Genomic DNA, 12,426 nt, shown 5'->3' with positions numbered 1-12,426 from the left:
CCCGACGGGTGGCTTACTTCTTGGCCTGACCGGCGGCGACCTCTTCCGCCGTCCAGTAGCCGGAGTCGATCAGAGTCGCCTTGATGTCGTCCTTGTAGACGGTCGCGATCGGCAGCAGGTACGCCGGGACGACCTTGACACCGTTGTTGTACGTCTTGGTGTCATTGGCCTGCGGCTGCTTCTTCTGCAGGAACGCCTCGGCGGCGTTGACGGCCTGGTCGGCGAGCAGGCGGGTGTCCTTGAAGACCGTGGAGCTCTGCACGCCGTCGTTGATCAGCTTGATCGAGGCGATCTCCGCGTCCTGACCGGTCACCACCGGGAGCTTCTTCGCGCCGCTGCCGTAGCCGGCGTTCTGCAGGGCGGTGATGATGCCGCGGGAGATGCCGTCGTACGGCGACAGCACCCCGTCGACCTTCGAGCCGTCGTTGTAGCTGGAGGTGAGGAGGTTCTCCATCCGCTTCTGCGCGGTCTCCTGCTGCCACCGCAGGATGGCGACCTGCTCGGGGGTGGTCTGCTTGGACTTGACGACCAGCGTGCCGTCATCGATGAACGGCTTCAGGGTGTCCATCGCGCCGCCGAAGAAGTACTGGGTGTTGTTGTCATCCAGCGACCCGGCGAAGAGCTCGACGTTCAGCGGCCCCTTGGCCGTGCCCTTCGAGCCGTCCTTGTTCAGCAGGCCGAGGCCGACGAGCAGTGCGGTGCCCTGGGCGACGCCGACCTTGTAGTTGTCGAAGCTGACGTAGAAGTCGACGTCCTTGCTGCCGCGGATCAGCCGGTCGTAGGAGATGACCGGGATCTTCGCGGCAGCGGCGGCCTGCAGCTGGCTGCTGAGCGCGGTGCCGTCGATCGCCGCGAGGATCAGGACATCCGCGCCGCGGGTGATCATCTGGTCGACCTGCTGCGACTGGGTGGGAATGTCGTCGCCGGCGTACTGGAGGTCGACCTTGTAGCCCTTGGCCTCAAGCTTCGACTTCACGGCGTTGCCGTCGGCGATCCACCGCTCCGAGGTCTGGGTCGGCATCGACACGCCGATGGTCAGGTCGCTGGGCTTGTCAGCCCCGCTGCTGCCGTTACTGCCCGCACCCTCGCCACTGCACGCCGCCAGGCTCAGCGCCAGTGCCGCGCTGCCCAGAGCAACCAGGAATTTCCTGCCCACGGGCTTCTCCTCTCTGGACTCCCCGCGACTGCCGGGGCCAACTGTCATCTTTCGGGTAGTGTTAGCGCTCACAAAGTTCACGTCAACACCCGGGCCGAAATACCGGTGTCACGGTCTCGTAACGGAGCATCCAGGCGAGCGTAGTCATGCGATCGATCGGCGGGAAGTGGTTGACGCGACGACTCACCGTCACCGGCGCGACGCCGCACAGACCGGTGCCCGCCGACGACGGCTGTCGTCAGCGGGCACCGGCACTTCCGAGGGATCAGGCGGGTTGCCACGACCTGGTCGGTGGATGGACCCGACCTGCTACCGCCGCGTCCACCGCTGGTTGGCTGCCCCGGTGCAGGTCCAGAGAAGCACCGTGGTGCCGTTGGCCGTGCCGTTGTTGTTGACGTCCAGGCAGAGCCCGGACTGCGCGCCACTGATCGTCCCGTTGGCGTTGATCGTCCACCGTTGGTTGGCTCCGCCGTTGCAGTCCCAGATCTGCGCCTTGGCGCCGGCGGTGGCGTTGAGGGGTGCGTCCAGGCACTTGCCGAGAGCCTGCAGGGTCTGACCGTTGAGGGTCCAGTTCTGGTTGGCGGCGCCGTTGCAGTCCCAGATCACCGGCTGGGTGCCGTTGGTGGTGTTGCTCTGCGGGACGTCCAGGCAGCGGCCGGAGGCGGCACTCACGAACGCGCCCGACGTGGTCGGCGGCGGAGTGGTCGTCCCGCCACCGCTGACCCGGAACACCACGGTGCCGTGCGCGGGGACGCTGGCACTGATCGTCCCGCTGCTGGAGCTGGTGCCACCGGTCCACGCGTCCACCAGCGTGAACGACGAGCCGGACTTGCCGACGGCCGCGGCCGTGGTGGAGATCGTCGTCGTCGAGCCGCCCTGGTTGAAAAGGGCGACGGCGACGTCACCGTTGGCGAGGGGCTTGGCCAGCACCCGACGGGTGCCGTCGAAGGACACCTGCGTCCCCTGCAACCCGAGCGAGTCCTGGTTGATCGCGATGAGGTTGGCGTTCTTGAGGATGGTCTGCGTCGCGGCGTTCATGTTCCGCACGTCGTTCCCGGCGATCAGCGGGGACGCCATGATCGCCCACATCGCGAAGTGGCTGCGCATCTCCGTGTCGTTCATGCCGCCCCGCCCGACCTCCATCATGTCCGGGTCGTTGAACCCACCCGGCCTCGCGTAGGACGCCAGCGGGACGGTCACGTTGATGATGTTCTGGATGCCCATCGGGTAGCCGTTGCTCTGACCGGTGTCCCACGCGTTGGTGATGTCCTCGGTGGTGCGCCACATGTTCGCCACGTCGCCCCAGTTGCGCTGCGGGCCGGTCTTGGCGTGGATGCTGTTCGGGTTGATGCTGTAGACGATCGGTCGGCCGGTGGCGGCCAGCGCGTCACGCATCTTGGCGAAGGTGGCCACCTGGTCGTTGATGCTGCCCTCCGGCGAGCACCAGTCGTACTTGAGGAAGTCGACGCCCCAGGCGGCGAACTGGCGCGCGTCCTGCACCTCGTGGCCCCGGCTGCCGGTCGCGCCGGGGTAGGAGCCGAAGTACTGCGCGCAGGTCTTGTCGACCGGCACCTGGTACAGGCCGAACTTCAGGTTCCGGGCGTGCAGGTAGTCGCCGAGCGCCTTCATGCCGCTGGGGAACCGGCCGGGGTCGCCCTGGATGTTGCCGGAGCTGTCCCGGTTGGGGTTGAACCAGCAGTCGTCGACCACGACGTAGTTGTAGCCCAGGTCCCGCATACCGCTGCTGACGATCGCATCCGCCGTCTGCCGGATCAGCGCCTCGTTGATGTTGCAGCCGAACGAGTTCCACGAATTCCAACCCATGGGGGGAGTACGCGCCACCCCGTTGTCCAGTGCCTGCGCCGCGGGGGCGCGCAGGCCGACCAGAGCGCCGGCGAGCAGCACTCCGGCCGCCAGTACGCTCCCCCAGCGACGACCTCGGGTGATGCGGTTCATCGAGCCTCCTTGTCGGTGGCGCCCGCCCCTGACTACGATCTTGGGTCGCTGGGCCTATTGCTGGACGCCAATATTGTTAGCGTTAACAGAGACGCCCATCATGTTACGGCGACATTTCACGAGGTTCAATACCTTGCCCTTGATGCATTGCCAAGCGTCGATAGAGTCGCGCTACGACAATCCAACAGCGTCCATCGAGGGGCGAGCGTCAGCGACGCGGTGGGGCGACGCTCTCGCGGGAGACCAGGGTCGGGGCGACGGTCTGCCGTAGCGCCCCGCCGGTGCCCGACTCGATCTGGCTCAGCAGCATCTGCAGGCTCGCCCGCGCCACTGCGTCGAAGTCCGGGCGAACGGTGGTCAGCGGTGGAATGAAGTACGCCGCCTCCGGCACGTCGTCGAAGCCGACGACGCTGATGTCGTCCGGCACCCGCTTGCCGAACTCGTGCAACGCCCGCAGCACGCCCAGGGCGAGATGGTCGTTGGCGGTGAAGACCGCGGTGACCTCCGGCATCCGCGCCAACATCTGCCCACACCGGTAACCCGAGGCCGCGGACCAGTCCCCCGGCATCAGCGGCGGCGGAACCAGCCCGGCGGCCAGCAGAGCCTCCCGCCAGCCGTCGATCCGACCGACGCTGTCGAACCAGTCGGACGGGCCCGAGACGTGCCAGACGGTGCGGTGCCCCGCGTCGAGCAGATGTTGCGTCGCCGCCCGGGCACCCGCCACCTGGTCGACCGTCACCAGTGGCACCGGTCGGCTCGGGTCACCGTCGACCGTGACCAGCGGGACATCCTTCGGCAGGCGTTCCAGCGCCTCACCGGCCGACTCGACCGGCGCGATGACCACGATGCCGGCGACGCGGTGCGACAGGTGCCGCTCGACGGCCGCCGAGATGGATCGGTGGTCCAGGTTGCGGACGCTGCCGACACTGACCGCGAAGCCCTCTGCGGCGGCGGTCTGCTCCAACGCCGCCAGCAGTGACGCGGGACCGTAGAGCGTCGTGTTCTGTGCGACCACGCCGATGACCTGCGATCGACCGGTCACCAGCGCGCGTGCCGCGCCGTTCGGACGGTAGCCGAGTTCGGCGATCGCCGCGCGCACCCGGAGCCGGGTCTGCTCACGGACGTTGGGGTGCCCGTTGAGCACCCGCGACACCGTCTGATGGGAGACACCGGCGAGACGAGCAACGTCCGTCATCGCGGGACCGTGGACGGCCATTTCGCTCCCCCCGCTACGTCTCCGGCCCGCAGCCCGTCGACGTCGACTGGAGCGGCCCGGCCCGATCCCCCTCGCTCAGTCACCACGCCGGTGCTGAATCCCAGGTGACCAGCGCTGGATCGCCGACAGTCTACGCCAGCCACCGCCCCGAACACGGGACGGCGGTAGGGGTCCGCGCAACGCACCGAGGCCGTGCAACGCATCCCCCACCTGGAGTACGCGGCCAAGCGGCGTACTCCGTCGTTGCCAGACGCCACGCCGGCCCGCCCTACGCTCCCTGGACAGAGCGTGGAGCAGGCCGGCGACGGCATCACGCGATGGCGCGGGCTCGACGGGCCGGCGGGCACGTGCGTGCCCACGCCACCGGATCAGACCGATCCTGTTGTGACTGGTGTCACGGCGTTGTCAGGTCGAATCGGCGCACGGTGACAGCGCCACCGAGTGCCTGGGTCGCGTGGTTGAAGATGGCGAACCGGTAGCCCATGAAGAACTGCCAGTTGTTCGCCAGGGTGAGCGCGTTGCCGAACGAGGTGAAGTTGACCCCGTCCGTGCTGTACGAGAAACGGGCCTGCCGGCCGGAGCCGGGTCTGATGTCGGCGTTGGCCCGCAACCAGATCCGGCCACCCGAGACGGCGGTGCTCGCCACCTCGCTGCCGGTGCTGGTGGTGTTCCAGCTGCCGTCCATCGTCAGGCCGTTCTGCATGACCAGACGTGTCGATCCGTTGTCCCGTCGGACCCCGATCCAGGCCGACGAGTTGCGCAGCACCGCCAGGCCGGTACGGTCACCGTCTCGCATCGTGGAGTAGTCCAACTCGATCGTCGCGGTCGAGGTGGGGCCCTGGATGCGGTGGGTCAGCGTGTTGCGCGCCTTGTACAGGTCGCCGGTGACGGTGGCGGTCTGCAGGTTCAGCCCGTTGTTCACCGCCCACTTGCTGTTGTCCGGGTTGTGGTTCCACTCCCACTGCGGGCCGAGCGTGGTGCCGGCGAACGTGTCGGTGCCGGTGAGCGGTTTGACCGCGCGCGGTGGCGCGGGCAGGTTCGGCTTCGGGTACGAGGTGCCCCAGGTGCCGTTGACCGTCTGCAGCACCGGCCAGCCGTCGCCGGTCCAGGTGATCGGCGCCATCGCCGGCATCCGACCACCGGGGTACGCGTCGACGAAGGACATGTAGTACCAGTCGCCGTTCTGGGTCTGGACCAGCCCACCCTGGTGCGGCACGCCGCCACCGGAGATCGGGCCGTGCAGGTTGAGCAGCACCTGACGCTGCTCGTACGGGCCGAACGGGCCGTTGGTCGACTTCAGCACGTACTGACCGTTGGCCGGGCGGGTGAGCCAGATGTAGTAGGCGCCGTTGCGCTTGTAGAACCGGGCGCCTTCCAGCGTGCCGATGCTCGACGGCGTGGTGTAGACCTGCTGGGCCCGAACCTGTGACTTCCCGTCGGCGGACAACTGCGCCACGCTGATGGTGCCGTTGCCGTACGCCACGTACATGGTGTCGTTGTCGTCGATCAGCATGCCGGCGTCGTAGTAGCAGTTCGGGATGGTGGTGTGCTTGCTCCACGCACCGTCGACTGCGGACGCGGTGTAGATGTGGGTCTGCGCGAAGTCGATGCACCCGGCCCAGTAGTACGTCCGGTTGCTCGGTCGGTAGTTCAGCGTCGACGCCCAGATCCCGTCGACGTACGCGTTACCGCCGCTCATGTCGTACTTCGAGCCGAAGTCCAGCCGGGGTACGGAGTGACCGGCGAACTCCCAGTTCACCAGGTCGTACGAGCGCAGCACCGGCGCTCCCGGCGAGTAGTGCATGGTCGACGCCGACATGTAGTAGGCGTTGTCGACCCGGATGATGTCGACGTCGGCGAAGTCCTGCCAGACGACGGGGTTCGTGTACGACGTGCCGGGGTTGCCGGGGTTGCCCCCGCCGACCTGGACGAGCTGCCACTGCTGGTTGTTGCCACCCCAGTCGTCGTACTGCACGACGTTGCCACCGTCAGCGGTCGACGCGCCCTGGATCTCCATCGCCTTGTTGCTGTTGCGGTTGATCAGCCGCACGTAACCGCCGTCCGAGTCGGCCAGGCGGAACTGCTGGTTGGTGCCGTTGCCGTCGGCCCACTGCACGATCGACGCGCCGTTCGCGGTCGAGAAGTTGTAGACATCGAGCACCTTGCCCGAGTGCCGCGACTTGAGCCGGTAGTAGCCACCACCGGAGTCGACGAACTGCCACTGCTGCCAGGCACCGTCGTTGCGCGCCCACTGGGTGATGCGCGCACCGTCGTTCGTCGCCTGGTTGTACACGTCCAGCGCCTTGCCGCTGTTGCGGTTCACCAGGACGTACCACGCGTTGGTGTCGACCGTCGCCGCCGACGCGGCGGTCGGCGCGACAGCCGCCAGAGCCCCGCCGACCACCACCGCGACCGCGGCGGCGGCGAGGCGCGAGAGCCAACGACGCCCCCGCGCTGACGATGCTCTCCAGGGAACCCGACCGATGGCAACCATGATCCTCCTTTGACGTTGCGAACCGAACGGCCTGGGCCGGCATCCACGGCACCGGGCGGTGCGCCGAACTGACCCGATCGCTGAATGTGATCGCTAACATCACTCACCGTGTTTCGCGGCGCTGATTTCCGCTCGCGGGTGAGGGACATGATCGCGGCCGGGCCAGCCACAGACATCGACCGTCTTAGTTATAGACTGTGAGCGATAACACGCCCTTAGTCAAGACGTAACCCAGTCGGCTCGCTGTCGTGCTAGCGCGCACCTGAACGGGTGGCCCGCCCCTGCCCGAGGGATGCAGGCAGGGACGGGCCACCCGTCGCGGAACGCGGCTCAGCCGCCCGGCTCAGAAGCCGCGCGCCAACCGGTAGTAGGCCTGGTTCCAGCGGATCTCGTCGGCGAAGCGGCGCGGCTGGGTGTCGGCGTCGATGACGACCAGCTCCGTGCGGCTCATCTCGGCCAGGTCATGCAACTCCTCCACCCCCACCGCCTGCGACAGAACGGTGTGGTGCGGCGCGCCCGCGGTGATCCACGACTCCGCCGACACCGGCAGGTCCGGCCGCGGACGCCACACCGCGCGGGCCACCGGCAGCCGGCGCAGCGGCTGCGGCGGAGTGACCACGTCGATCTCGTTGGCCACGAGTCGGAAGCGCTCCCCCATGTCGGCCAGACCGAGCACCACCGCCGGACCGGGCGCGGCGTCGAAGACCAGCCGGACCGGGTCCTCCCGCCCGCCGATGCTCAGCGGGTGGATCTCCACGTTCGGCACGCCGGACGCGATGGTCGGGCAGACCTCCAGCATGTGGGCGCCGAGCACCAACTCCTCGCCCGGGGTGAGGTCGTAGGTGTAGTCCTCCATGAACGACGTGCCGCCATCCACGCCCACCGACATCGCCTTGAGCGTCCGGACCAGCACCGAGGTCTTCCAGTCGCCCTCGCCACCGAAGCCGTAACCGTCGGCCATCAGCCGCTGCACGGCGATGCCGGGCAGCTGACGCAACCCGCCGAGGTCCTCGAAGTTCGTGGTGAACGCCCGGAACCCGCCCTCGTCCAGGAAGGCACGCATGCCCAGCTCCAGGCGGGCCGCGTACCGCAGGGAGTCGTGCCGCTCCCCCCCGGAGAGCAGGTCCGCGACGACACGGTACGTGTCCTCGTACTCCTTGACGAGGTCGTCCACCTGCGCGTCGGTGACCTCGCCGACCACCTCGACCAGGTCGTTGACGCCGTAGGTGTTGACCGACACCCCGAACCGCAGCTCCGCCTCGACCTTGTCGCCCTCGGTCACCGCCACGTCGCGCATGTTGTCGCCGAAGCGGGCCAGGCGCAGCGACCGCATCGCCGACCAGCCGAGCGCGGCGCGGGCCCACGCCCCGACCCGGGCACTCACCCGAGGGTCGCTGACGTGCCCGGCCACCGTCTTGCGGGCCACACCGAGACGGGTCTGGATGTACCCGAACTCGCGGTCGCCGTGCGCGGCCTGGTTCAGGTTCATGAAGTCCATGTCGATGTCGTTCCACGGCAACAGGACGTTGGCCTGCGTGTGCAGGTGCAGCAGCGGAGTCTGCAGCGCGTCCAGACCCGCGATCCACATCTTCGCCGGTGAGAAGGTGTGCATCCACGCGATGACCCCGATGGCGCCCTGCGCCGCGGCGTCCCGGCAGACCTGCAGGATCTCACTGCTGTTGGTCAGGACGGGCTTCCAGACCACGCGGGCGGGAATCTGCGGCGAGTCGTCGAGCGCGGCCGCGATCTGGCGGGACTGCTCGGCGACCTGCCGGAGCGTCTCCTCGCCGTACATGCCTTGGCTGCCGGTGAGGAACCAGATCTCGGGTGCGGTGTGTGGTGCCATGGGGTTGCCTTCCGCGAGAGGAACTGTCACTTGTAACGGATGCCGATGAGGCGCTGGAGAAGGATGAACGCGAAGAGCAGGCCGCCGATCACGATCTTGGTCCACCAGGAGTTGAGACTCCCGTCGAAGGTGATGAGGGTCTGGATCACGCCCAGCACCAGGACGCCGAGCACCGTGCCGAACACGTAACCCGAGCCGCCGGTGAGCACCGTGCCTCCGATGACGACGGCGGCGATGACGTCCAGCTCCATCCCGACGGCGATCAACGGCGCGCCGGAGAGGGTGTAGAAGGACAGCAGGATCCCACCGATCGCGGAGCACAGACCGCTGATGGTGTAGACGGCGATCCTGGTCCGCCCCACCGGCAGACCCATCAGCAGGGCCGACTGGGGGTTGCCGCCGATGGCGTACACGTTGCGTCCCAGCCGGGTGTAGGCCAGCACGTACGCGGCGACGGCGACCACGACGAAGGCGATCAGCACGCTGATCGAGACGAAGTTGCCCCGGGGATCGCCGATCCGTTCCTGCGACATCCTGGTCCAGAACCCGTCGGTGATCGGGATGGACGAGCCGGAGATGAACGTGCACATCCCCCGGGCGAAGAACATCCCCGCGAGCGTGACGATGAACGGCTGGATGTCGAAGAAATGGATGGCGCAGCCCATCAGCAGGCCGAGCGTCGGCCCGATGAGCAGGGCGATGACGAGCACCAGCGCCGCCGGCAGGCCCTCCTGGAGCAGCCAGGCCGACACCATCGCCGTCATCGCCACGACGGACCCGACCGACAGGTCGATGCCGCCGGTGAGGATCACGAAGGTCATCCCGATCGCGACCACGAGCAGGAAGCCGTTGTCGATGAAGACGTTGAAGATGACCTGCACGTTGGAGAACGCCTGGTACTGGGACACCCCGATGCCGTACATCACCAGCAGGAGGACGAGCGTGGCCAGGACCGGTATCTGCCGCCTCGGCAGCCGGAACCGGGCACGACCAGCGGTGAGCGATCCAGTGGTCATGCCGGTACCTGCTCCTTCGGCTTGTCGGCGATGGTGTTGGGCTTCGGCGCGCTGCGCCTGCGGCGGGCGAACCGGGCCCGGAAGGCCGGCGCCTGGATGAGGCAGACGGCGATGACGACGACCGCTTTGAACAGCAGCGAGGTCTGCGGTGAGATGTCCATGGCGTACACCGTGGTGGTGAGCGTCTGGATGATCAGCGCGCCGATGATCGTGCCGCTGAGGAAGAACCGGCCACCGGCGAGGGACGTACCGCCGATGACGACGGCGAGGATGGCGTCCAGCTCCACCCAGAGGCCGACCGCGTTGCCGTCGGCACTGGAGACGTTGGCCGTCATCATGAAACCGGCGATCGCGGCGCAGGCGGCGCTGAGCACGTACGCGAGGAAGATGACCCGGCCGGAGCGGATGCCGGCCAACCGGCTCGCCTCGGCGTTGCCACCCACCGACTCGACGATCATCCCGAGTGCGGTGCGTCGGGTGAACGCGGCGACGAGCAGTGCCGCGGCGAGTGCGATGAAGATGGCCAGCGGCAGGGTGAACAGGTGGCCCAGCCCGATCGCCCGGAACGGCTCGGAGTTGATGGTGATGATCTGACCCTGGGTGATCAGCTGGGCGAGGCCCCGGCCGGCCACCATCAGGATCAGGGTGGCGATGATCGGTTGGATCCCGATCACGGCCACCAGCACCCCGTTCCAGGCGCCGAGCACGAGCGCGACGCCCAACGCCATCGCGAGGGCCGTCAGCACCACGACAAGGCTGTTCTGGTCGGACTGCTTGCTGATGTACATGCAGGCGATCGCGCCACTGATCGCACACACCGACCCCACTGACAGGTCGATGCCGCCGGTCGAGATGACCAGGGTCATCCCCAGCGCGACGAGGATCAGCGGTGCGCTCAGCCGCAGGATGTCGATCGGCGAGCCGTACAGGTGCCCGTCCTTGAGCTCGATCGACAGGAACCCGGGCCGGTAGATCGTGTTCGCCGCGAGCATGACGACCAGCACGGCGGCGGGCCAGAACAACCGGTGACCGGTCACCGCCCGGTAGCGGCCCATGGTGGCGTTCATCGGTCTGCCTCCTCCCGGTGGGACCCACTGGCGATCGTCTGCATGATGCGGTCCGCGTCCAGGGTGTCATCGTTGGCGAGCTGCGCGACCATCTGCCGGTCCCGCATCACGGCCACCTTGTGGCTGAGGCGCAGCACCTCCTCCAGCTCCGCGGAGATGAACAGCACCGCCATGCCGCCGTCGGACAACTGGGTCACGAGCTTCTGGATCTCGGTCTTCGCGCCGATGTCGATGCCCCGGGTCGGTTCGTCGAGGATCAACAGTCGCGGCTCGGTGATCAGCCACCGGGCCAGGAGCACCTTCTGCTGGTTGCCACCCGAGAGGTTGCGCACCGGCACCTCAGGGTCCGCGGGCCGGATGCTGAGTGCCTTGATGTACTTGTCGACCAGCTCGTCCTGGCGGCGACGCGGGATGGGTCGCAGCCAGCCACGGGCGGCCTGCATGGCGAGGATCATGTTCTCGCGGACCGACAGGTCGGCGACGATGCCCTCGGCGCGACGGTTCTCCGAACAGAAGCCGACGCCGTGGTCGATGGCCTGGGCGGGGGTACGCAGGCTGCTCGCCGTGCCGTCCACCGCCACCTGGCCGCCGTCGCTCCGGTCGGCCCCGAACAACAGCCGCGCGACCTCGGTACGCCCGGAGCCGAGAAGGCCGGCCAGGCCCACCACTTCGCCGGCGTGGATGGTGAGGCTGAACGGCTCCACCGCACCGGCACGGCCGAAGTCCGACACCGCCACCAGGGGGGTGCCCTCCTCCAGGGCGGCCAGGTCCCGTCGGGAGTGCTCCTCGATGCCCTCCAGGACGTCGAGTTCCTTGCCGATCATCTTCTCGACCAGGGAGAGCTGGGGCAGCTCGGCGGTCAGGTACTCGCCGACGAGCCCACCGTTGCGCAGCACCGTGATGCGGTCGGCGATCTCGTAGACCTGGTCGAGGAAGTGGGTCACGAAGAGGATCGCGATGCCCTCGTCGCGCAGTTGCCGCATGATGCGGAACAGCTGCGCCACCTCGCCGGCGTCCAGGCTCGACGTCGGCTCGTCCAGGATCAGCACCCGAGCCTTGATGTCGATCGCGCGGGCGATGGCGACCATCTGCTGGATAGCCAGGGAGTACGAGCCGAGCGGCGCGCTGACGTCGAGGTCGAGGTCGAGGCGGGCCAGCAGGGCCCGGGCCCGGCGGCGAACCTCACCCCAGTGCACGGCGCCGAGGCGCCGGGGCTCGCGGCCGATGAAGATGTTCTCCGCCACCGAGAGGTTGGTGCAGAGGTTCACCTCCTGGAAGACCGTGCTCACCCCGGCGGCGGTCGCCTGCATCGGCCCGCTGAAGGAGACCGTCTCGCCGTCGAGGGTGATCGTGCCCTCGTCGGTGTCGTAGACGCCGGTCAGCACCTTGATGAGGGTCGACTTGCCGGCGCCGTTCTCGCCCATCAGGGCGTGCACCTCGCCGGGAAAGAGCCGGAAGTTGACGTCGTGGAGTGCGCGCACCCCGGGGAAGGACTTGCTGATCCCGGTCATCGTCAGGACCGGACGGCTATCCGTCATCCCATCAGACCTCTTCTGGGTCGTCGACACGGAAGGGCCGCCACCGCCCCGTGCGCCCGCCCGGTCGTCCCTGGGGATCGTCCGGGCGGGCGTGCTGCGAAGGTGGTCGCGGGCCATGCCCGGTCCGTTGCGGGTAG

8 protein-coding genes are annotated in these 12,426 nt (G+C 68.1%); all 8 read right to left on the bottom strand.

Features of this window, described 5'->3' with window-relative positions; all coding sequences use genetic code 11:
• Window positions 1-13: 13 nt before the first annotated feature.
• Window positions 14-1,156 carry a multiple monosaccharide ABC transporter substrate-binding protein gene (chvE, locus tag HNR22_RS28545; RefSeq protein ID WP_179782965.1) on the bottom strand — a complete coding sequence of 381 codons (1,143 nt, stop codon included), beginning with the start codon at window positions 1,154-1,156 and terminating at the stop codon, window positions 14-16.
• Between the two features lie 309 nt (window positions 1,157-1,465).
• On the bottom strand, window positions 1,466-3,112 hold the full coding sequence (locus HNR22_RS28540; protein ID WP_179782964.1) for a glycoside hydrolase family 27 protein: 1,647 nt from the start codon (window positions 3,110-3,112) through the stop codon (window positions 1,466-1,468).
• A gap of 208 nt (window positions 3,113-3,320) precedes the next feature.
• The gene (locus HNR22_RS28535; protein WP_218906769.1) at window positions 3,321-4,307 is read right to left on the bottom strand and encodes a LacI family DNA-binding transcriptional regulator; all 987 of its coding nucleotides are present in this window, start codon (window positions 4,305-4,307) and stop codon (window positions 3,321-3,323) included.
• A 415-nt stretch (window positions 4,308-4,722) separates the two neighbouring features.
• Window positions 4,723-6,822: a family 43 glycosylhydrolase gene (locus tag HNR22_RS28530; RefSeq protein WP_179782962.1), complete on the bottom strand. Its 2,100-nt coding sequence runs from the start codon at window positions 6,820-6,822 to the stop codon at window positions 4,723-4,725.
• A gap of 343 nt (window positions 6,823-7,165) precedes the next feature.
• A complete protein-coding gene (araA, locus tag HNR22_RS28525; protein WP_179782961.1) occupies window positions 7,166-8,668 on the bottom strand; it encodes an L-arabinose isomerase in 1,503 nt (500 codons plus the stop codon).
• 26 nt (window positions 8,669-8,694) lie between these two features.
• A complete protein-coding gene (gene yjfF / locus HNR22_RS28520; RefSeq protein ID WP_088947120.1) occupies window positions 8,695-9,684 on the bottom strand; it encodes a galactofuranose ABC transporter, permease protein YjfF in 990 nt (329 codons plus the stop codon).
• Window positions 9,681-10,751: an ABC transporter permease gene (locus HNR22_RS28515; RefSeq protein WP_179782960.1), complete on the bottom strand. Its 1,071-nt coding sequence runs from the start codon at window positions 10,749-10,751 to the stop codon at window positions 9,681-9,683. Before HNR22_RS28515 ends, yjfF begins: the two co-directional genes overlap by 4 nt.
• On the bottom strand, window positions 10,748-12,289 hold the full coding sequence (locus tag HNR22_RS28510) for a sugar ABC transporter ATP-binding protein (RefSeq protein WP_179782959.1): 1,542 nt from the start codon (window positions 12,287-12,289) through the stop codon (window positions 10,748-10,750). Before HNR22_RS28510 ends, HNR22_RS28515 begins: the two co-directional genes overlap by 4 nt.
• Window positions 12,290-12,426 lie beyond the last annotated feature (137 nt).

The organism is Micromonospora jinlongensis (assembly GCF_013410645.1).
GTDB lineage: Bacteria > Actinomycetota > Actinomycetes > Mycobacteriales > Micromonosporaceae > Micromonospora > Micromonospora zamorensis.
The sequence above is the reverse complement of the archived record's forward strand: the minus strand, read 5'-3'. Positions and strand labels throughout refer to the sequence as shown.

Bases quoted from the DNA above. Each gene is read 5' to 3' on its own strand.
- HNR22_RS28540 (WP_179782964.1), bottom strand. From the start codon at position 3,112: ATGAACCGCATCACCCGAGGTCGTCGCTGGGGGAGCGTACTGGCGGCC.
- HNR22_RS28535 (WP_218906769.1), bottom strand. From the start codon at position 4,307: ATGACGGACGTTGCTCGTCTCGCCGGTGTCTCCCATCAGACGGTGTCG.
- HNR22_RS28530 (WP_179782962.1), bottom strand. From the start codon at position 6,822: ATGGTTGCCATCGGTCGGGTTCCCTGGAGAGCATCGTCAGCGCGGGGG.
- araA (WP_179782961.1), bottom strand. From the start codon at position 8,668: ATGGCACCACACACCGCACCCGAGATCTGGTTCCTCACCGGCAGCCAA.
- yjfF (WP_088947120.1), bottom strand. From the start codon at position 9,684: ATGACCACTGGATCGCTCACCGCTGGTCGTGCCCGGTTCCGGCTGCCG.
- HNR22_RS28515 (WP_179782960.1), bottom strand. From the start codon at position 10,751: ATGAACGCCACCATGGGCCGCTACCGGGCGGTGACCGGTCACCGGTTG.
- HNR22_RS28510 (WP_179782959.1), bottom strand. From the start codon at position 12,289: ATGACGGATAGCCGTCCGGTCCTGACGATGACCGGGATCAGCAAGTCC.